Below are 20656 nucleotides of genomic sequence, written 5' to 3'. Positions count from 1 at the left end.
CGTCCGGGGACGCGGTTCTTGTGACAGCGGGGGATCAGCGGCGGTAGCCGTCGCGATCGCGGTAGCCGTCGCGGTAACCGTCGTGATCGCGGTGGCCACGGCCGTCGCGGTCCCAGCCGCGGTCCCAGCCACGGTTGTAGCCGCCATGGTAGCCGTGGTGACGGCGACCGCGCTGCTCGACATACACGACAGCCGGTTCGCGGTAATAGCGTGGCTGCTCGTAATAGACCGGGCGTGGCTGGACGTACACCGGCGCCGGCTGGTAGTAGCCCACCGAGGCATAGCCGCGGTTGTCGTAGTGGCGGCGGCCGTCGTAACCACCACCGATCGAGTTGCCTACCGCGGCGCCCAGGACGCCACCCACCAAGGCCCCGCCACCACCACCCGCAGTCGCGCCGATCGCAGCGCCCAGCACTGCGCCGACCGCCGTATTGGTTCCGCGGTCGCCAGCGAATGCCGAGGGCGAGACGGCGACAGCGGCCAGGATCACCGCACCAAAGCATTTTTTATTCAACATGGCTTTTCCTTTTTTGCCGCAACGAGGATCGACATGATCGCTGTGACGCCGGGGCATGGAATGAACTATAGACAGGCGAGCGCAGCAAGGCACCAGTTAATACAGATTCTTACAACTGATCCGTCCTCGGTAACATTATCGTGGCAAGCCTTGCAGATCGACCACAACTCCCCATCTAGTTCGCAACGTCCATCGAAATCCCCCCTACATGTCCGCACGCCGCAACCTGCTTGTCGTCCTTTCCCTGCTGGTCCTCCTGCACGTCTACATCGGGCTGCGCCTGATGCCCGACCTCGGCCTGGGTCTCCTGGGCATCCTGGCCGGCAGTGCCGGCCTGCTGCTGTCGGCCGCCCTGGTGCCGGTGGGGCTGCTGTCGTCGTCGCTCAAGCGCCGGCGCTGGTCGGAGCAGCTGGCCTGGGTCGGTTTGCTGGCGATGGGGCTGTTTTCCTCGCTGCTGGTGCTGACCTTCCTGCGCGACCTGTTCCTGCTCGCCGTCGTCGTGAGCGGTTTTGGCAGCACCGCGCTCAATTATTACAGCGCGCTGGCCGTGCCGCTGCTGGCCCTCGCCGTGACCGGCATCGGCTTCGTCAATGCGCGGCGCGTGGCGCGTGTGGTGAAGGTCGACGTGCCGATCGCGGGCTTGCCCGCGGCGCTGCATGGCTATGCGATCGCGCAGATTTCCGACATCCACGTCGGCCCAACCATCAAGCGCCCCTATCTGGAGGCGATCGTCGAGCGCGTCAACGGGCTCGGCGCCGATGCGATCGCCGTCACCGGCGACCTGGTCGACGGCAGCGTGCAGCGCCTCTCAAGCCATACCCAGCCCCTGGCGCTGCTGAGCGCACCGGACGGCGCCTTCTTCGTGACCGGCAACCATGAATACTATTCCGGCGCCGAGGAGTGGATCGCCGAACTGCGCCGCCTCGGCCTGACCGTACTGCTGAACCAGCACGTGGTGCGCGAGCGGGGCGGGGCGACGCTGATGATTGCCGGCGTGGCCGATTTTTCGGCCCACCATTTCAATCCGGCCCACCGCAGCGACCCGCAGCAAGCCGCCGCCGGCGCACCGCCTGGCCTGGCCGTGCGGATTTTGCTTGCGCACCAGCCGCGCAGCGCCAGCGCCGCCGCCACGGCCGGCTTCGACCTGCAGCTGTCGGGCCATACGCACGGCGGTCAGTTCTTTCCGTGGAATTTGTTCGTTCCGCTGCAGCAGCCCTTTGTCGCCGGCCTGCACCGTGTCAAGCGCCTGTGGGTGTACACCAGCCGCGGCACTGGGTACTGGGGGCCGCCGAAGCGCTTCGGGGCGCCCTCGGAAATCACCCTGCTGCGCCTTGTGCCGGCTTGACGCCACCTGGCCGTGCTGGACCTGCTCAGGAAGCTCGACTACCGTCCGCACCGCACGATCCGCATGATCGCCTGGATAACGAGGAAACGGCACGCGCCGCGCACGCACCGATCTAGAGGCGAACACGGCCACGCCGCCAGCCATGTCGGCGCGATCGAAAGCGACAATGGGGCAGGGCGCCCGTTCGGCTCTTCGACTACCACCACACGGCAGCCGATACGCTCGACAAGGTCGATCCCGCCCACCTGCGCCGCCACGTGGCCCTGATGGCGGCCACGGCCTGGTTCCTGGCGAATGTCGAGGAACCGATTGGCCGCGCGGCCGTGCCTGCCCGCTAAGGGCCGGATGTGCCGATGCGGCGCGAATTGACCAGCGGCACGACTCGCATCGTGCCGTGTCGCAGCAGCGTCAGCCCGAACTGCCTGCTTATTCGATCAGGACGCGCCTGACGGCACGTGCATGCCCACGGAAAGGGCGCCCATAGACGGTCTGGATGCCGCTGGCGAAATTCTCGCCCCAGACCAGTTGCGCCCGCGTTTCATGCGGTTCGGACGACCAGTACCACTCGCGCTCGAATTGCTCGCGCAGGTTCGCGAACAGGAGCGACAGCTCGCGCCGGTTCGGCAGTTCGCCGCCCTGTGCCGCTGTCCATTCGAGCGCGCCCGGCCAGCCGACGTCGGCAGCCTCGCCGGGCAGCAGGATCAGGTGGTGGTCGGGTTGGCCCCCCTTGCCAAGGATGACGCCGGCGTAGTGTTCGCCTTCCTTCAGCGTTTCTCGTAGTTGCATATAAATGCCCATCGGTGTCCTCGCGCGTCGGTATCTGGTGATAACTGATATGACAGGCGCCGCTGGGCTTTAGTTGCCGCGTCAAACACGACATGGATCATGGTTCTGTTCGATTTCATGAGAATCGCATGCCGGAACGCCCCGCATTAGCGCTCACCCTTACCGATGAGTGACCCAAAACCAACGTGTGTTGATCTGGCGCAAAGATGCATTGCAAATACGTATTGAACTGCGGAATGCTTCGTGTAGAATCAATTTTTTCATAATGTGGATCGGGACGGATGGCGTTCCCGGCAGCAGATCGAATACGGTACCTGAAATGTCACGCACTGCGCATCACGAGTCGCTCGGTTTCACGTCCTTTGACGGCGCGGCGACTGCCTGCGCCGTTGTCGTTTCCGGACCTGGGTATCCCGCCCGGCATGCCTGAGGCTCGGCCGACGCGGCGCGTCGTGCCCGAGCATCCCCCAATCGCGTGCCGCCCGGCGGCGGCTTTTGTCAGCTTTTGTCAGTTTTCCGGATTTACCACATGGATATCGTACAGATGAACACGCAACAAGAATCGAATCAAGAGATGCAATCCAAGGGCGGCCGTCCGCGCCGCAATATCGCCAAGCAGGTGGTCGAGCGCGGGCAGCGCCTGCGCAGCCGCGCGGGCGTGCTGATCGGGATGTCGCTGGGACTGGTGGCGCTGCTCACGGTCCTGGAGTAAGCAGGGCAGGCAGGCGCTTCTGCCTGCCTATTCCGGCAGCGGCAGCGCCATCTCGGGGCTGTCGGCATTTGCGCGGTTTACCTGGGGCGTGACCTTGAACCACGCGAAGGCATCGGGCGGCAACGCTGCCCGGCGCGCCAGTTCGAGCGCCTGCTCGGGACTGATGCCAGGGTCGAGCCAGAGCGCCGCGTCCGCGGCCTCGAGCACGACCGGGCGCCGGTCGTGGATGTCGAGCATGCCTTCGGCGGCGGCGTCCGTGACCAGCACAAAGCCGGCTTCGGCGCGGTTCTCGACGAATTCGCCGAAGTTCGCCAGCGCCAGCATGAACAGCGGCGCACGGTCCTTGCGGTGGATATGCCAGGGCTGCTTCTTCCCCTTTTCGCCGGTCCACTCGTACCAGCCGTCGGCCGGCACGATCGCGCGGCCGTTCTTCAGCAGGCGGCTCCAGTAGCGGTTGCTCAGCTTGTCGAGGCGGGCATTGATGGAAATCGGAAGCTTGCCCTCCGCCCATTTAGCCCGATAACTCCAAAATACGTCGTCGATGCGGCGCTCGCCATCCTGGATGTGCATGACGGGGCGATACGTCCCGGGCGGCACGTTATAGGCTGGCGTCGATTCGCTGTCGAACACGGCATCGGCCCAGCCGAAGACATTCGCATAGAATCTCGCCGTTTGGCTTTGGTCAAATCGTCCACACATGGAACCATGGTACTGCAATGCGCGCGCCGCACGATTGGCGCCGCCCGGCAGGCGGGGCAGGGCGGCGCTGGTGTTATGCTGCATAAACGACAAGTATAGGAGGGTGCAAACATGGCAGGAGCATGGCTGAAAGTATTGAAGTCCGTTCCGTGGAGCGAGGTCATCTCGGCCGCGCCCCAGGTGGCGAATAGCGCGCGCAGGCTGTGGGACACGGTCGGCCGCAAGGGCATCGACCTGCCGAATACCGAGCTCGACGAAGCTGTGGCCCACATGCCGGTCGACGACGGGATGGCGCTGATCGCGGCCCAGGTGGAGCAGCAGGACATTGCGATCACGCGCCTGCAGGGCCAGATGCGCGACGCCTCGAAGCTCATTGCCGAGCTGGCCGACCAGAACAGCCAGCTCGTGGCGAAACTGCAGGCCGCGCGCGAGCGCCTGACCCTGATCGGCTTTACCGCCGCGGCGGCCGGGGTGCTGGCGATCGTGGCCCTGAGCCTGGTGCTGGCCCGCACCTGATCGCTCGGCCATGAAATTTGTCCTGATCCTGTTCGCCAGCTTCGTCTTCATTGCGATGCTGATGAATTCCGGCCGCAAGCGCGGCATGCTCAGCAAGGATGCCGACAAGGCGGTGACTGGCCTGGCCGTCGCCATGCGCTATTTCCTGTACGGCTTGCTCGTGGTCGGCGCGGCTGCCTGCGCGGTCCTGGTCTACCAGGGCAGTTAGCTGCAGGGGCCGCCTGTTGCAGGCTCTCCTATTCCGCACTGGTGTTGTCCGGGCGGCATTATTATTCTCAAATGTCTTCCTGACACCAGTGTTGTACCGATGATGCAGCGCACAAAAATATAATGTAAATCCCGGCATGGTTTGGCGGTTCAGCGGACTGATGCGAATAGAATTCCTGTAGGAAATTTGCCCTACAGAATCTTTTGCCTCTCACCGCGGCGCCCTGCGCCCTACCGCCACCCATGACGATCCCTACCCGACGGCGCCTGCCGCTCGCCTGCCTTGCCCTGTTCGCACTGCCGTACGCGTACGCCGACCAAACCCCCACCATCAGCAAGAGCGCCTCCGCCTGGAACGTGAGCGGCAATGCGGCAATTGCTTCCCAATACGTATCGCGCGGCTTTCGCCAGACCTGGGGCAAGCCTGCCGCCCAGGCCGGCATCGACATCAGCCATGCGAGCGGCTGGAGCGCGGGCAGCTGGGTGTCGAACGTGAGCGAGCGCTATGTCGAAAACGGCAAGCTGGAATGGGATGTGTACGGCGGCTACAGCGGTACGCTTGGCGCGCTTGGCATTAACCTGACGGCGCTCTATTACAAGTACCCGGGAGCGCTCATCCAGGCAAGCCGGACCAGCTACGACTACGGCGAGCTCTCCGCCGGCATCAGCTACAAATCCGTCTACGCCAAATACAACTACACGCTCACGCGCGACTTTTTCGGCATCGCCAATGCGCGCGGCACCGGCTATTTCGACGGCGGCGCCAACCTCGCGCTGGACGAGGCGACCACGCTCAACCTGCATGCGGGCCAAGGCCGGGTGGCCGGCGCCGGCAACGATTACTGGAACTGGCGCGACCTCAAAGTGGGCGTCACGCGCAGCCTGGGCGATGGCTGGAGCTTTGCCGGCGCCTACACCCGCGCCTTCAGCACCACCCATGCCTATGAGCGTTATACGACCGGCGTGCCTGACAGCGCCGGGCGCATCGCCTATTCCAATCCCGGCAAGGGCAGTTTCGTGCTGACCCTGGCCCGCAGCTTCTGACCCGCAACCTACCCAGACTCCCATGACCACTCCCGACACCACCGCACGTCCGGCGCGTTTCGCGCTTTCGCTCAATGCGCGCATTTGCACCACCGCCACTGTCCTCGTCGTTCTCAGCCTGGGCATCACCTCGAGCGTCATCGGCTTCAAGGGCAGCGAAGCGTCCGAAGCTGCGGCGATGCGCCTGGCGCAGACGGCCGCACGCGAAACGGCCAGCGTGCTCGAAGGGCGCATCGGCAGCAACCTGAAGGCGGTCGACGTGCTGTCGAATGCGGTTGCCGCAAGCATTGCCGGCAGCGAGCCGCTGGCGCGTGCCCAGCTCGGCGCCATCAACAAATCCGTTGTGCAGCACGCGCCCGACCTGGTCGGCAGCGCCATCGCCATGGAACCGAACGCACTCGACGGAAAGGACGCCGAGTTCGCCGGCAAGAAGCCCGAATACGACGACACCGGCCGCTTCATGCCCTACTGGACGCGTGGCGAAGGCGGTACGATCCGCGTCGAGCCGATCGTCTTCACGGGCGTGCCCGCCACCGACAGCTGGTACGACATCCCGAAGGCCAGCGGCAAGCCTTATCTCTCCGAGCCCTATGTGTATCCAATCAACGGCAAGGATGCGCTGATCGCCTCGCTGGTCGTGCCTGTCATGGTCGACGGCAAGTTCAAGGGCGCGACCACCGGCGACATCATGGTCTCGAAGCTCTCAGACATCCTGGCCGGCATGAAGCCGATCGAAGGCGGCGTGCTGACGCTGGTGTCGAACGGCGGCCTGTACGCCAGCCATCCGGAGGCGGCGCGCAATGGCAAGAAGGCCGACGATATCCCGGCCGCGGCGCTGGACAGTATCCGCCAGGGCAAGCCCTATCAATTTATCGACGACAAAGGCATGGTGCGCCTGCTGCAGCCGCTGCGCCCGCATCCTGAAATGGCGCCGTGGGCGGTCCAGCTCAGCTTCCCGCATGCGGTGGCCACCGCCTCGGCGCGCGAGCTGATGACCTATTCGCTGTTCGTCTCGCTCGCCTGCGCGGTCCTGGCCGCCTTTGCCATGGTCAGCGTGCTGTTCCGCCTGATGCGCCCGGTGCGCGCGCTGGCCGCCACCATGACCGGCCTTGCCGGCGGCAATGCCGACCTGTCGGCGCGCCTCGAGGTGCGCGGCAACGATGAACTGGCCACCATCGCGCGCGGCTTCAACAGTTTTGTCGCGAAGATCCAGGAGGTCCTGATCAGCGTGCGCGGCAGTTCCGACAGCGTTGCCGGGGCCAGCCTCGAAATCCGCCAGGGCAATGCCAACCTGTCGGCGCGCACCGAGCAGCAAGCCAGCGCGCTGGAAGAGACGGCCGCCTCGATGGAAGAATTGACCTCGACCGTGCGCCAGAACGCCGACAATGCGCGCCAGGCCAACCAGATGGCGGCGTCGGCTTCGCAGGTGGCGGTGCGCGGCGGCCAGGTGGTGGCCCAAGTGGTCGAGACCATGGCCTCGATCGACGCTTCCTCGCGCAAGGTGGTGGACATCATCGCCGTCATCGACGGCATTGCGTTTCAAACGAATATCCTGGCCCTGAATGCGGCGGTCGAAGCGGCGCGGGCCGGCGAGCAGGGCCGCGGCTTTGCCGTGGTCGCCAGCGAAGTGCGCAACCTGGCCCAGCGCAGCGCCGCTGCCGCCAAGGAAATCAAGGGCCTGATCGGCGACTCGGTCGACAAGGTCGGCATGGGTTCGATGCTGGTGGCCGAAGCCGGCCAGACCATGCAGCAGGTGGTCGAGAGCGTGCGCCGGGTGACGGACATCGTCAGCGAAATCAGCGCCGCCAGCGCCGAACAAAGCACCGGCATCGGCCAGGTCAACCAGGCCATCGTGCAGATGGACGATGCGACCCAGCAGAACGCGGCCCTGGTCGAACAGGCTGCGGCGGCGACCGAAAGCCTGCAGGAACAGGCGGCCACGCTGGTGAGGCTGGTGGGCGCGTTCCGCCTCGAGAGCGAAACGGCGCCGGCGGCGTCGCCGCGCCTCGCCCTGGCGGCGCCGCGATGAGCGCGGCCTTCACCCGCGCGCCCAGCGCGCTGGGCCTTCGTGCAAGGCTGCCGCTGAGGCTGCGGGCACTGTCCGCGGCACGGCCGGACTGGCCGGTATTCGCACCAGCCAGCTAAACATGAAATATTCTGTCGTTCGCCGGCCGGAAATGAAAAAATATTTCAGAGGGCTGCTGCTCGGCTAGGGCGGCCGAAGCGGCCAAATTTGATGCAAGTCAAGGATTTTGCTTAGTCGCATCAATAAACTCCTCCCAGTTCGAGCCGCACCCCGTGGCCCGGCAGGCAGCAGGAGTATTCCAGATGTCGCAGCAACCAATTCTTGCCGGCGCGGCGCGCGATGCGCCGGTTCCCTTCGCAACGGGCGTCGACTTCGACGCCGGATTCGTCGCGCGTCTCGCCAAAAACGGTCCGCGCTACACCTCCTATCCGACCGCCGACCGCTTCGACGACAGCTTCACCTACCGCGACTACCTGCACGCCGTTGCCTCGGCCAGGACCCGGGGCGCGCTGCGTCCCTTGTCGCTGTACCTGCACATTCCGTTCTGCGATACCGTCTGCTATTACTGCGCCTGCAACAAGATCGTCACAAGGAACCGCGAGAAGGCGGCGACCTACCTCGGCTACCTGAAGCGCGAGATCGCAATCCAGGGCGCGCTGTTCGCAGGCGCGAATGAAATCGGGCAGCTGCATTTCGGCGGCGGTACGCCGACCTACCTGTCGGATGCACAGATGGGCGAACTGATGGCCCACCTGCGCCGCAACTTCAGGTTCGCACCCGACGAGAGCGGCGAGTATTCGATCGAGGTCGATCCGCGCACCGTCTCGCGCGAGCGCGTGCACAGCCTGCGCCGCCAGGGTTTCAACCGCATCAGCCTGGGCGTGCAGGATTTCGACGAAGACGTCCAGCAGGCGGTCAACCGCGTGCAGCCGGAAGCGGCGACGCGCGCCATCATCGCCGCCGCGCGCGAGGCGCAATTCCGCTCGGTGAGCATCGACCTCATCTACGGCCTGCCGAAACAGAATCTGTCCACCATCGCGGCCACCATCGACAAGGTGATCGACGCCAGTCCCGACCGCATCGCGCTCTATCACTATGCCCACCTGCCGCACCTGTTCAAGCCGCAGCGCCGCATACAGGAGGCGGACATGCCCGCCAGCGCCGAGAAGCTGGCCATGCTGGCCCTGTGCATCGAGCGCCTGACCGGCGCTGGCTATGTGTACATCGGCATGGACCATTTCGCCAAACCCGGCGACGACCTGGCCGTCGCCCAGCGCCAGGGCCGCCTGCACCGCAATTTCCAGGGCTATTCGACGCATGCCGACAGCGACCTCATCGCCTGCGGGGTGTCGGCCATCGGCGCCGTCGGCGCCACCTACAGCCAGAATGCGAAGACGCTCGACGCCTATTACGAGGCACTCGACAACAACGAGTTGCCGGTCGTGCGCGGGGTGGCGCTCGGCATGGACGACATCCTGCGCCGCACCGTCATCGGAAAGCTCATGTGCCAGTTCGAGCTGTCGGTGGCGGTGATCGAGCAGGCGTTCCCGATCTGTTTCGTTGACTATTTTGCGCCCGAGCTGGCACAGCTGCGCCAACTCGAAACGGACGGCCTGGTCACGCTCGACGGCGAATGGATCACGGTGACGATGCGCGGGCGGCTCCTGATCCGCAACGTCTGCATGGTGTTCGACCGCTACCTGGCGGCGCCGGGCGCCGCGCCACGCTACTCGCGCACGGCATGACGATGAGCGTGAGCCTGGTTCCCGTGTTCCTGGTAGGGCTGCTCGGCAGCGTCCACTGCGCCGGGATGTGCGGCGGGATCGTCGGCGCCTTGTCGCTGGCGCCGACGCGCGTTCGCAGGAGAGGCATCGTCATCCCCTTGCGCACGGTCGCGGCGGCGCCGGCGGGCCTGCAGGCTGCCGCCTACAATGCCGGGCGCATCGCCAGCTACGCGGCGGCCGGCGCGCTCGCCGGCGCGCTGGCCCAGGGCGCGTCGCACCTGGCCGCCTTGCCTGTGCTGCAGGGATTCGCCTATGTCGCGGCCAACCTGCTGCTGGCGGCACTCGGCCTGCACCTGATGGGCGCGTGGGCCGGCATCGCCCGGATCGAACGCGGCGGGCAGCTGCTGTGGCGGCATGTGCGTCCGCTTATCGCGCGCATCGGCCCGCCCGACACGCCGGGCCGGATGCTCGCCGCGGGCGCACTATGGGGCTGGCTCCCCTGTGCGATGGTCTACAGCGTGCTGGTGACGGCGATGCTGAGCGGTTCCGCTGCTTCCGGTGCGCTGGTGATGCTGGCCTTCGGGTTCGGCACGCTGCCGATGATGCTGGCGCTCGGCCTGGCCGGGGCGCGCCTGCGCGGCTGGCTGCGCCTGCGCGCCGTGCGCCTTGCCTGCGGCGCGACCGTGCTCGCCTTCGGCCTGGCTGGCCTCGCGCGCGCGGCGGGCGGCCTGCCGGCCAGCTGGCTGGGGACGCTGTGCCTGACGCCGGGGATGGCGCCATGAGGGACGACGCCGGCGCCGGGGAAGCCTGCTTCCATTGCGGCCAGGCGCTCGCCGTCCAGCGCTGGTCGGCAGCCATCGGAGGCATCAGCCGTCCGATGTGCTGTCCCGGCTGCGCGGCCGCGGCCGAGGCGATCGTCGATGCCGGCTGCGCAGGCTATTACGCGACCCGGACCAGCTACGGCGGCACCGTCGCCGGCGGCGATGCGCCGGAACTGGACCTGGTCGACGCGGCCGGCAATCCGGGCGAAGGCAGTTTCACGGTCGAGGGCATGCGCTGCGCGGCCTGCGTCTGGCTGATCGAACGCCGCATCCAGGCACTGCCGGGCGTCGTCGAAGCAACGCTCAACGTCAGTACCGAGCGCCTCCGGGTGCGCTGGAATCCGGACCTCTGCAAGGCCAGCACCATCGTGCGCGCGCTGCGCGCGCTCGGCTACGCGGCCTACCCCTATGACGCGCAGCGCCACGGCGAGCAGCTGGAACGGGCCCGCCGCACGCTGTTTCGCCAGCTTTTCGTCGCCGGCCTGGCGATGATGCAGGTCATGATGTACGCCGTTCCCGTCTACCTGGCGGACGACGGCACGATGGACGCCGACATGGCGGCGCTGATGGGCTGGGCTTCGCTGCTGCTGACCCTGCCTGCAGTGCTGTATTCGGCCCAGCCCTTTTTCCTCGGCGCCTGGCGCGACCTGCGCCGCGGCCTGCCCGGGATGGACGTGCCGGTCGCGCTTGGAATCGGCGCCGCCTTTGCCGGCAGCACCGCCGCCCTGGTGCGCGGACAAGGCGAGGTCTATTTCGATTCGGTCACGATGTTCGTCTTCCTGCTGCTGGCCAGCCGCTACCTGGAACTGACGGCGCGCCGGCGCGCGGCCGGTGCCCTGGAGTCGCTGCAGGCGGGCTTGCCTGCAGCGGCGCAGCGCATGGGCGGCTATCCCGCCACGCGCGCGGCCGAGCTGGTGCCCGCCGCCACGCTGCAGCCGGGCGACATGGTGCTGGTGGCGCCGGGCCAGGCGGTGCCGGCCGACGGCGTGATCGTCGAAGGCGAGACCGAGGCCGACCTGGCGCTGCTCACCGGAGAGAGCCGCACGCGGCCCGTGGGACCGGGCGACAGCCTGCCCGGCGGCGCGGTCAACGTGGCCCAGGCGATCGTGCTGCGGGTCGGCGCGGCGGCGCGCGACAGCACGCTCGCCATGCTGGTGCGCCTGGCCGAACGCGCGGGCCAGGGCAAGCCGCAGCTCGCCCTGTGGGCCGACCGGGTCGCGGCCTGGTCGGTGGCAGCCCTGCTGGTGCTGACCGTGCTGGTTTTCGCGGCTTGGCATGCCGTGGATCCGGCCCGGGCCTGGCCGGCCGCGATCGCGGTGCTGGTCGTGACCTGTCCATGCGCGCTGTCGCTGGCCACGCCGACGGCACTGGCGGCCGCAACCGACAGCTTGCTGCGGCGCGGCGTGCTGGCCCTCGGAGCGCACACGCTCGAAACCTTCGAGCGCGCCACCCATGTCGTGTTCGACAAGACCGGCACCCTGACCCTGGGGCGGCCGCAGGTTCGGGCCACACAGGTGTTCGGGGCGGCGGCCGCGCCCGCCGCGCTGGCAACGGCGGCGGCGCTGGAAGAGGGCAGCGCCCATCCGCTGGCGCAGGCGATCCGCGCGGCCGCGCAGGCAGCGCCGCCCCGGCAGGCGCGCGCGCTGCATCACACGGCCGGGCAAGGCATCGAAGGCCTGGTCGACGGACAGCGCTACCGGCTCGGCAGCGCCGCCTTCGTGGCGGTGCTGGCGGGCTGCGCGCCGCCGTGGCTGGCCGCGGCGGAGGGCAGCGCCGTCTGGCTCGGCCGCGAGGGCAGCTGGCTGGCGCGCTTCGACATCGCGGACACCGTGCGGCCGGAAGCGGGCGCGCTGGTGCGCCGCCTGGAGGCCCACGGCAAGACCGTGGTGCTCCTGAGCGGTGACGAGGCCGGCGCCGTAGCGGCCGTCGCCGCCCGGCTCGGCATCCGGCATGCCGCCGGCGCCCGGCTACCCGAACAAAAGCTCGATTACGTGCGGCGCCTGCAGGAGGGCGGGGCGGTGGTGGCGATGGTGGGCGACGGCATCAACGACGCCGCCGTCTTGCGCGGCGCCGACGTCTCGTTTGCCATGGGCGGCGGCGCCGCGCTGGCCCAGCTGCACGCCGACGCCATCCTGCTCGGGGACAGCCTGGCGCCGCTGCAGGCGGCGGCCGACACGGCGCGCCACAGCCTGCGCATCATCCGCCAGAACCTGGCCTGGGCCAGCGCCTACAACCTGGTCGCGATTCCCGCCGCGGCCACCGGCCTGCTCGAGCCCTGGGCAGCGAGCATCGGGATGGCCGCCAGTTCCGCCATCGTCGTGCTCAACGCGCTGCGCCTGAGGACCTAGCCATGGAAGCCTTGTACCTCCTCATTCCCCTGAGCCTGATGCTGGTCGCGCTGGCGGCCTGGATCTTTTTCGGCGCCGCGCACAGCGGCCAGTTCGAGGACCTTGAGGGACCGGGCCTGCGCATCCTGCACGACGACGACAGCGCCGGCGGCTGAATTGCCGCGTTGTTGAACATTTTGATTCACATCAAGGATTTTTAAAGTTCAGAAAACTACTCTCCTGCTGTCAACTAAAGGAATCCCATCAGGAGAACATCGTGGAAAGCAGTCTGAACTATAACTACAAAGTCGTGCGCCAGTTCGCCGTCGCCACCGTCGTCTGGGGCGTGATCGGCATGGCCGCCGGCGTCTTCATCGCGGCCCAGCTGGCCTGGCCCGCGCTCAATTTCGACATCGCCTGGCTGTCCTACGGCCGCCTGCGTCCGCTGCACACGAATGCCGTCATTTTCGCCTTCGGCATTTGCGGCCTGTTCGCCACTTCGTACTACGTGGTGCAGCGGACCTGCCAGGTCAGGCTGTTTTCCGACAGGCTTGCCGCCTTTACCTTCTGGGCCTGGCAGGCGGTGCTGGTGGCGGCCGCCATCACGCTGCCGATGGGTTTCACCCGCGGCAAGGAATACGCCGAGCTCGAATGGCCGATCGCGATCCTGATCACCGTCGTCTGGCTTGCCTACGCAGTGGTCTTCTTCGGCACCATCGTCAAGCGCAAGGTCCAGCACATCTACGTCGCGAACTGGTTCTTCGGCGCCTACATCATCGCCGTGGCCGTGCTGCACGTGGTGAACGGCGCGGTGATCCCGGTCTCCGCCTTCAAGTCCTACCCCGTGTACGCGGGCGTGCAGGACGCCATGATCCAGTGGTGGTACGGCCACAACGCAGTCGGCTTCATCCTCACCGCCGGCTACCTGGGCATGGTGTATTACTTCATTCCGAAGCAGGCCGAGCGCCCGGTGTATTCGTACCGCCTGTCGATCGTGCACTTCTGGGCCCTGATCTTCACCTACATGTGGGCCGGCCCCCACCACCTGCACTACACGGCGCTGCCCGACTGGACCCAGTCGCTGGGCATGGTTTTTTCGCTGATCCTGCTGGCGCCGTCCTGGGGCGGCATGATCAATGGCGTGATGACGCTCTCCGGCGCCTGGCACAAGCTGCGCTCGGACCCGATCCTGAAGTTCCTGATCGTCTCGCTGTCGTTCTATGGCATGGCCACCTTCGAGGGGCCGATGATGTCGATCAAGACCATCAATTCGCTGTCGCACTACACCGACTGGACCGTCGCCCACGTGCACGCCGGCGCCCTGGGCTGGGTCGGCTTCATCACGATGGGATCGATCTATTACCTGCTCCCGCGGCTGGCGGGCAAGAAGCAGATGGCCAGCCTGGTGCTGGTCGAGACCCACTTCTGGGTCGCCACCATCGGCATCGTCCTCTACATCGCGTCGATGTGGATCGCCGGCGTGATGCAGGGCCTGATGTGGCGCGCAGTGAATGCCGACGGCACCCTGACCTATACCTTCGCCGAAAGCGTGAAGGCGACCTATCCCTATTACGTGATCCGCTTCACGGGTGGGCTGCTCTACCTTTCGGGCATGGCGATCATGGCCTTCAATACCTGGAAGACGCTGGCCGGCACGGTGAGCGTCGATCCGCCGATCCCAGCGCCACGCCAGCCGCATGCCGCCAACGCGGGCGCCACCCCTGTGCCGACGCACGCCTGACATCGAAGGACCGGACAAATGAAAAACTTTACCCATGAATGGATCGAAAAGAACCCCTGGCTGCTGATCGGGCTGGTACTGCTGGTGATCTCCGTCGGCGGCCTGGTCGAGATCGTGCCGCTGTTCTTCCAGAAGTCGACCACCGAGCCGGTGGCTGGACTGAGGCCGTATTCGCCGCTGCGGCTGGCCGGGCGCGACGTCTACATCCGCGAGGGCTGCTACAACTGCCACTCGCAGATGATCCGGCCCCTGCGTGCCGAGACCGAGCGCTACGGCCACTATTCGGTCGCCGGCGAGTTCGTCTACGACCACCCCTTCCAGTGGGGCAGCAAGCGCACCGGGCCTGACCTGGCGCGTGTGGGCGGGCGCTACAGCGACGAATGGCACCGTACCCACCTCGACAACCCGCGCGACCTGGTGCCGGAATCGAACATGCCCGGCTACCCGTGGCTGGCCACCACCAGGCTCGATCCGGCCACGATCGTGCCGAAGATGCGCGCCATGCAGGCGCTCGCCGTGCCCTACAGCGAGCAGGAGGTCAGGAACGCGCCGGCCGAGCTGGCGGGCAAGACCGAGCAGGACGCGCTCATCGCCTACCTGCAGGGCCTCGGCACCCAGATCAAGACAAGGAACTGATATGTCCATCGACACCATTTTCGACCGCGCCAGCAGCGTGATGACCGTGCTCTCGTTTGCCGCTTTCATGGGCATCCTGCTCTGGACCTTCCTGCTGCGCCGCAGCGCCGACTTCGAGGCGGCCGCCGCCTTGCCCTTCGCCGACGAGGAGGCGGACCATGGCTGATTTCACGAGCGGCTTCTGGGACTGGTACATCGTCCTCATCACGCTGCTGTCGATCGCCGGCTGCGCCATCCTGCTATGGTCGCAGTCGATCCACCGCGTCAGGCTCGACGCCGATGGCCAGCCGCAGGAAACCACGGGCCACGTGTGGGACGAGGACCTGGCCGAACTGAACACGCCGATGCCGCGCTGGTGGATGTGGCTGTTCTACCTGACCATCGTCTTCGCCGTCGCCTACCTGGTGCTCTACCCTGGCCTGGGCAGTTATGCGGGCAAGCTCGGCTGGCATTCGGCAGGCGAGTACAAGGCCGAACTGAAACAGGCCGACCAGGATTTCGGACCCCTGTTCGCGCGCTACGCCGGCCGGGACATCAAGGCGGTCGCCGCCGACCCGCAGGCGCGCGCGATCGGCGAGCGCATGTTCCTGAACTACTGCGCCCAATGCCATGGTTCGGATGCGCGCGGCAACAAGGGCTATCCGAACCTGACCGACGGCGACTGGCTGCACGGCGGCGCGCCCGACACGATCAAGGCCAGCATCATGGGCGGGCGCATCGGCCAAATGCCGCCGATGGGGGCGGCGGTCGGTTCCGACAAGGACGTCGAGGCGCTCGCGCATTACGTGCGCAACCTGTCGGGCCTGACGGCCGACCCGGTCAAGGTCGTGTTCGGCAAGCCCAGGTACGCCGCCTGCATCGCCTGCCACGGCGCCGCCGGCACCGGCAACCAGGCGCTGGGCGCGCCCAACCTGGCCGACAAGACCTGGCTCTACGGCGCCAGCGCGGAGACGGTGATGGAGACGATCCGCAAGGGCCGCACCAACACCATGCCGGCCTTCGGCGAGTTCCTGGGCGAGGCCAAGGTGCATGTGCTGGCCGCCTATGTCTGGAGCCTGTCGAATCCGGCCGGTGCGCCGGCCGAAGCACCCGCGGTCGCTGCCAAATGAGCGCGCCCGGGGAAGCGGTCGTCAGGATGTACGCGCCGCGCGAGGAAATCTACCCGCGCGAAGCAAAGGGCCGCTATGCGACGCTGCGCTGGGTCTGCGTCTGGCTGACCCAGCTGCTGTTCTACGGCCTGCCATGGATAGGCTACAACGGCCGCCAGGCGGTGCTGTTCGACCTTGGCGCGCGCAAGTTCCACCTGTTCGGCCTGGTACTGTGGCCTCAGGACTTCATCTATCTTGCCGGCCTGCTGATCGTCTGCGCCTACGGGCTGTTCCTGGTCACGACAGTGGCGGGGCGGGTCTGGTGCGGATTCGCCTGCCCGCAGACCGTGTACACGGAGCTCTTCCTCTGGATCGAGCGCAGGATCGAGGGCGCGCGCAGTGCCCGCATCCGCCTCGACCGCCAACAATGGAACCTCGAAAAAATCGCGAAGAAAACATCCAAGCACGCCGCCTGGCTGCTGGTGGCGCTGTGGACGGGTTTTACCTTTGTCGGCTATTTCACGCCGGTGCGCTCGCTGATGGGCGAGATCCTCGCCTGGAAGCTCGGTCCCTGGGAAGCGTTCTGGGTGCTGTTCTATGGCTTCGCCACCTACGGCAACGCCGGCTGGATGCGCGAACAGGTCTGCAAGTACATGTGCCCGTATGCGCGCTTCCAGAGCGCCATGTTCGACAAGGACACCCTGATCGTGACCTATGACCGCGGCCGTGGCGAACCGCGCGCGCCGCTTGGCGGCACGGCGCAGGCAGGCGCGGGCGACTGCATCGACTGCACCCTGTGTGTCCAGGTCTGCCCGACCGGCATCGACATCCGCCGCGGCCTGCAGTACGAATGCATCGGCTGCGCTGCCTGTGTCGACGCCTGCAATGGCGTGATGAACAAAATCGGCAAGCCGGCCGGCCTGATCCGCTATGCCACCGAGAACGCCCTGGCGCAGGGATGGGGGCCGCAGCAGGTGAGGCGGCGCCTGCTGCGCCCGCGCGTGCTGGCCTACACGGCCGTGCTGGCGCTGCTGCTGGCGGCGATGACGGCGTCGCTGGCCTTGCGGGTGCCGCTCAAGGTCGACGTGATCCGCGACCGCGGATCGATGGGGCGCGAAGTGGAACAGGGCTGGATCGAGAATGTCTACCGCCTGCAGCTGATGAATACCAGCGAAACGCCGCGCCGGCTGCACCTGCTGGTCGAAGGCTTGCCCGGGGCGGTCATCGCGGACCAGGCGGTCGTCGCACTCGACGGCGCCAGTACGCGCGCGCTGCCGCTGCGGGTGCGCATCCCGCCGGGAACGGAGCCCGGGTCGCACCGGATCGCATTTACCATCCGCGCGCTCGACGACGCAGCAGTTGCCGTGCGCGAAGAGGCCGCTTTCATCGTACCGCGTTAGGAACCCACCATGCCGATCCCTTCACCCCTGTTCCCCCAGCCTGCCGTGGCGCCCTGGTACCGCCATCGCTGGCCCTGGTTCATCATGCTCGGCCCGGTCGCCGTGATGCTCGCCACCGCGGTGACGGTCCTGCTCGCGCTCAGGCAGCCGGACGCGGTGGTCGTGGACGACTACTACAAGCGCGGCAAGGCGATCAACCAGGACCTGCGGCGCGACCGCGCGGCGACGGCGCTGAAACTGGCTTTTACCGCGCACTACGATGCCGGGGGCGGCGTGCTCATGGGCCGGCTGGAGAGCTTCGGCCGCCCGATGCGCGCGCCTTTCCGGATCTTGCTGGCGCATCCGACGCTGCCCCGCAAAGACCTGGTACTCGTCGCCCGGCCGGATGCGCGTGGCCTTGCCGTGGTCCGGTTGCCGGCGCTGGAGATGACGCACTGGCGCGTTGCCGTCGAGGACGAAGGGCGCGCGTGGCGCCTGGCGCGCGGCTGGAGCCCGGCATCGATGGACCGGCTCGACATCGTTGCCGACCCGATGCCGTGACGACATGGAGCGAGGCAAGGGCGAACGGGTAGAAAAATGCGTTTGCGCAACTCAGGCCATCGGGCTGCACTGTTCGGTGCCGGCGGCGATGGCCTTCAGCCGGGCCGGCTCGAGCAGGCGCACTTCGCGCTTGTCGACCTCGATCCAGCCCTGCTTCTTGAAACGCGACAGCAGGCGGCTGACGCTCTCGATGGTCAGCCCGAGGTAGTTGCCGATATCCTCGCGCGACATCCGCAAGCCGAAGCTGGTCGGCGAATAGCCGCGCGCGGCATAACGCGCCGACAGGTTGACCAGGAAGACCGCGAAGCGCTGCTCGGCCCGCATGTTACCCAGCAGGAGCATCACGTTCTGTTCGCGCGTGATCTCCTGGCTCATGATGCGGTGGAAATGGCGCAGCAGCGCCGGGACCTCGCCGAACAATTCTTCCAGGCGCGCGAAGGGGATCTCGCACACTTCGCCGTCGTCGAGTGCGACGGCGTCGCAGTGGTGGCGGTCGCCGCTGATGGCGTCCATGCCGAGCAGTTCGCCCGCCATCTGGAAACCGGTAATCTGCTGTTCGCCCGACGCGTTGACCTGGTAGGTCTTGAAGTGGCCGTAGCGCACCGCGTACAGGTTGCGAAAGGGCTCTCCCATGGCATACAGGCGCTCGTCGCGCACCAGGCGCCGGCGCCGGCCAATGATCTGGTCGAGCCGGTTGATGTCCGCTTCTTCCAGCCCCATCGGCAGGCACAGCTGGTGCATGCTGCATGCGCTGCAGCTGGCCTTGATGGCACCGAGGCTGATCGGTACCGTGGCTGGGGATGGATTGCCTTGGCTCATCGGGGTGACGAAGGATGTTCGAGTCAGTAATTATAGTCCGGTCGATCCGCAGAGTTGGCTTTTTCGAGCCGCATGTGCATTGGACGCCAAGACCTGTCACATCGTTGATGCAAATCAAACACGCGATGGCCCGCGACGCCGGTCTACCGGACCTGCCGCCGCGACGTGCCAGAATCGGTAGCCTGTCGATCGGCGCATGCCGCAGGTGGCGCCGCAGGGGGCGAGATCATGAAACCGCTGTGGGCAATGCTCTCGATGGCAGCGGTGCTGGGCCTGCAATCCGTGGCCGCAGGCGCCGCGCCTGCCTGGCTGTCCGCGACGCCGGTCAGCGGGAGATATTCCTTGGCGTTTTCCCTGTACGACGCAGGGCAATACGCCGTGAACAACTTCGGACCCGAAATTCCGTTTGAGCTGGCGAGCATCGGCGGCGGCCCCGAGCCGGAGAATATCGGCAGCCTCGGCGGCAGTATCAGCAGGATTGCCGCACTCAACAACAAGGGCGAAGCCGTCGGCGCCTCGACCACGGCCGAGGGCGCCATGCACGCCTTCTTTTATTCGTCCGGCCGCATGCACGACCTGAGCAGGGTCTACGGCATCGAGCGGGCCGCTGCGCTGAACGACCGCGGCGACGTCACCGGCCAGGCGCCGGGCGAGCGCGCCATGGTGATCAGGAGCGGGCGCGCCGAGGTCTTCGGGCCGCCCAACAGCGTCGCCGGCGAGATCAACGAGTCGGGCGATATCCTGGTCGAGTATGCACCGCAGGGGCAGGGCAGCCGCACGGCCGTGTACCGCGCCGGAGAGTTCAGCGACCTGCCGACGCTGGGCGGCGCGCACGTCCTCGGCGGCGCGCTCAACGAGGCCGGCTGGGTGAGCGGCTACGGCAGCACGGCCGACGGCCGCCTGCACGCCTGGCTCTACGACGGCAAGACCATGACCGACCTGACCCCGCTGGCCGCGAACGCCACCGCGCTCGACCTCAACGACCTGGGCCAGGTGGTCGGCAGCATGGACAACCGCGCCTTCCTCTACGCCGGCGGCCAGCTGGTGGACCTGAACCGCTTCGTCGATCCCGCGGCGGACCTGCTGCTGACGGCGGCCAGCGACATCAACAACGAGGGGCAGATCCTGGCCAGGTCCTGCGATCGGGCCGGGGTGTTTTGCTACGGCACCATGCTGCTCGAGGCCGTTCCACCGGTGCCCGAACTGCCACGGCTTCCCATGCTGGCAACGGCCCTGGGCCTGTTCGCGCTGCACCGGTTACGTGCGCGGGCGGGCGTCCTGCGTTCTTTGCGTCACCGGCATTCGTGCTGCATCATGTCCATATGATGCTGACGCATCTCGGGGGTCATTCCCTTCATCTTTTCATCCATCATTCCCTGGCGCTGTTCGGGCGGCATCTTCTGCATATCGCGGTGCATGGCGCACATCGCGCGCATGTCCATCTGTCCCGGTTGCATCTGGCCGGAAGGCGCGCCGGACATGGTCGCCGCGCCTGCCTGCCCGCCGGTGCCGGCGCCGCCGCCCTGCGCAGTCCCCTGTGCCGCCCGGTCGGGATGATGGCCGGCATGGCCGCCGCTGCCGCCGGGCGTGGTGCAGGCAACCAGTGCCAGGCTTGCCAGGAGCGCCGCCGTGCGGTGGATTGTTCGGTGTAGGGCTGTCGACATGATCTTCTCCGTTTCGTGTTTTCCGGCGTGCGCCGCCGGTCGCG

Annotated in this window: 22 protein-coding genes; 17 read left to right on the top strand and 5 right to left on the bottom strand. The window is 67.0% G+C overall.

Translation table 11 applies throughout. The features are described 5' to 3' along the window. Positions 1-34: 34 nt before the first annotated feature. A complete protein-coding gene (locus NMB41_RS14645; RefSeq protein ID WP_494378546.1) occupies positions 35-517 on the bottom strand; it encodes a PXPV repeat protein in 483 nt (160 codons plus the stop codon). Between the two features lie 208 nt (positions 518-725). Here NMB41_RS14645 and NMB41_RS14640 point away from each other — a divergent pair, with 208 nt between their 5' ends. Continuing rightward, positions 726-1862 carry a metallophosphoesterase gene (locus NMB41_RS14640; protein ID WP_494378545.1) on the top strand — a complete coding sequence of 379 codons (1137 nt, stop codon included), beginning with the start codon at positions 726-728 and terminating at the stop codon, positions 1860-1862. Positions 1863-2288: 426 nt separating this feature from the next. Here NMB41_RS14640 and NMB41_RS14635 read toward each other — a convergent pair whose 3' ends face one another. Beyond that, a complete protein-coding gene (locus NMB41_RS14635) occupies positions 2289-2648 on the bottom strand; it encodes an Lcl C-terminal domain-containing protein (protein ID WP_494378544.1) in 360 nt (119 codons plus the stop codon). Positions 2649-3192: 544 nt separating this feature from the next. Between NMB41_RS14635 and NMB41_RS14630 the strand changes: the two genes are divergently transcribed. Then, complete coding sequence (locus NMB41_RS14630; RefSeq protein WP_494378543.1) at positions 3193-3360, top strand: hypothetical protein; 168 nt, start codon at positions 3193-3195, stop codon at positions 3358-3360. Positions 3361-3387: 27 nt separating this feature from the next. On the opposite strand, the gene NMB41_RS14625 is transcribed toward NMB41_RS14630, so the two are convergent. After that, positions 3388-4143 (bottom strand): SOS response-associated peptidase, encoded by a 756-nt coding sequence (locus NMB41_RS14625; protein ID WP_494378542.1) that lies wholly within the window; start codon positions 4141-4143, stop codon positions 3388-3390. Positions 4144-4170: 27 nt separating this feature from the next. On the opposite strand from NMB41_RS14625, the gene NMB41_RS14620 reads away from it, so the two are divergent. The 14 genes from NMB41_RS14620 (at position 4171) to NMB41_RS14555 (ending at position 18129) form a co-directional block, all read left to right on the top strand. Further along, positions 4171-4575, top strand: a complete 405-nt coding sequence (locus tag NMB41_RS14620; RefSeq protein ID WP_494378541.1) for a hypothetical protein — start codon at positions 4171-4173, stop codon at positions 4573-4575. Between the two features lie 10 nt (positions 4576-4585). After that, entirely contained in the window at positions 4586-4783 is a 198-nt protein-coding gene (locus NMB41_RS14615) for a hypothetical protein (RefSeq protein WP_494378540.1), read from the top strand. 242 nt (positions 4784-5025) lie between these two features. Then, the gene (locus tag NMB41_RS14610) at positions 5026-5826 is read left to right on the top strand and encodes a TorF family putative porin (RefSeq protein ID WP_494378539.1); all 801 of its coding nucleotides are present in this window, start codon (positions 5026-5028) and stop codon (positions 5824-5826) included. Between the two features lie 22 nt (positions 5827-5848). Further along, complete coding sequence (locus NMB41_RS14605; RefSeq protein WP_494378538.1) at positions 5849-7855, top strand: methyl-accepting chemotaxis protein; 2007 nt, start codon at positions 5849-5851, stop codon at positions 7853-7855. Positions 7856-8154: 299 nt separating this feature from the next. Continuing rightward, positions 8155-9597 carry an oxygen-independent coproporphyrinogen III oxidase gene (gene hemN, locus NMB41_RS14600; RefSeq protein ID WP_494378537.1) on the top strand — a complete coding sequence of 481 codons (1443 nt, stop codon included), beginning with the start codon at positions 8155-8157 and terminating at the stop codon, positions 9595-9597. A gap of 2 nt (positions 9598-9599) precedes the next feature. Further along, the gene (locus tag NMB41_RS14595) at positions 9600-10358 is read left to right on the top strand and encodes a sulfite exporter TauE/SafE family protein (protein ID WP_494382848.1); all 759 of its coding nucleotides are present in this window, start codon (positions 9600-9602) and stop codon (positions 10356-10358) included. Continuing rightward, positions 10355-12745 carry a heavy metal translocating P-type ATPase gene (locus tag NMB41_RS14590; RefSeq protein WP_494378536.1) on the top strand — a complete coding sequence of 797 codons (2391 nt, stop codon included), beginning with the start codon at positions 10355-10357 and terminating at the stop codon, positions 12743-12745. Before NMB41_RS14595 ends, NMB41_RS14590 begins: the two co-directional genes overlap by 4 nt. 2 nt (positions 12746-12747) lie before the next feature. Beyond that, entirely contained in the window at positions 12748-12900 is a 153-nt protein-coding gene (gene ccoS / locus NMB41_RS14585) for a cbb3-type cytochrome oxidase assembly protein CcoS (RefSeq protein ID WP_494378535.1), read from the top strand. Between the two features lie 101 nt (positions 12901-13001). Further along, on the top strand, positions 13002-14465 hold the full coding sequence (gene ccoN / locus NMB41_RS14580; RefSeq protein WP_494378534.1) for a cytochrome-c oxidase, cbb3-type subunit I: 1464 nt from the start codon (positions 13002-13004) through the stop codon (positions 14463-14465). Between the two features lie 18 nt (positions 14466-14483). Next, on the top strand, positions 14484-15101 hold the full coding sequence (gene ccoO / locus NMB41_RS14575; protein ID WP_494378533.1) for a cytochrome-c oxidase, cbb3-type subunit II: 618 nt from the start codon (positions 14484-14486) through the stop codon (positions 15099-15101). 1 nt (position 15102) lies between these two features. Next, positions 15103-15267: a cbb3-type cytochrome oxidase subunit 3 gene (locus NMB41_RS14570; protein ID WP_494378532.1), complete on the top strand. Its 165-nt coding sequence runs from the start codon at positions 15103-15105 to the stop codon at positions 15265-15267. After that, on the top strand, positions 15260-16210 hold the full coding sequence (gene ccoP / locus NMB41_RS14565) for a cytochrome-c oxidase, cbb3-type subunit III (RefSeq protein WP_494378531.1): 951 nt from the start codon (positions 15260-15262) through the stop codon (positions 16208-16210). Before NMB41_RS14570 ends, ccoP begins: the two co-directional genes overlap by 8 nt. After that, a complete protein-coding gene (ccoG, locus tag NMB41_RS14560; RefSeq protein WP_494378530.1) occupies positions 16207-17589 on the top strand; it encodes a cytochrome c oxidase accessory protein CcoG in 1383 nt (460 codons plus the stop codon). Before ccoP ends, ccoG begins: the two co-directional genes overlap by 4 nt. Before the next feature lie 9 nt (positions 17590-17598). Beyond that, positions 17599-18129 carry a FixH family protein gene (locus NMB41_RS14555; protein WP_494378529.1) on the top strand — a complete coding sequence of 177 codons (531 nt, stop codon included), beginning with the start codon at positions 17599-17601 and terminating at the stop codon, positions 18127-18129. A gap of 51 nt (positions 18130-18180) precedes the next feature. On the opposite strand, the gene fnr is transcribed toward NMB41_RS14555, so the two are convergent. After that, entirely contained in the window at positions 18181-18948 is a 768-nt protein-coding gene (gene fnr / locus NMB41_RS14550) for a fumarate/nitrate reduction transcriptional regulator Fnr (RefSeq protein ID WP_494378528.1), read from the bottom strand. Between the two features lie 228 nt (positions 18949-19176). Here fnr and NMB41_RS14545 point away from each other — a divergent pair, with 228 nt between their 5' ends. Next, positions 19177-20274 carry a hypothetical protein gene (locus tag NMB41_RS14545; RefSeq protein ID WP_494378527.1) on the top strand — a complete coding sequence of 366 codons (1098 nt, stop codon included), beginning with the start codon at positions 19177-19179 and terminating at the stop codon, positions 20272-20274. On the opposite strand, the gene NMB41_RS14540 is transcribed toward NMB41_RS14545, so the two are convergent. Continuing rightward, positions 20241-20612 (bottom strand): hypothetical protein, encoded by a 372-nt coding sequence (locus NMB41_RS14540; protein WP_494378526.1) that lies wholly within the window; start codon positions 20610-20612, stop codon positions 20241-20243. The genes NMB41_RS14545 and NMB41_RS14540 overlap by 34 nt on opposite strands. Between the last annotated feature and the right edge of the window lie 44 nt (positions 20613-20656).

This window comes from Massilia sp. FBCC-B171 (genome assembly GCF_059134155.1).
Note: the sequence above shows the minus strand (reverse complement) of the source record. Positions and strands in the feature narration are given on the sequence as shown.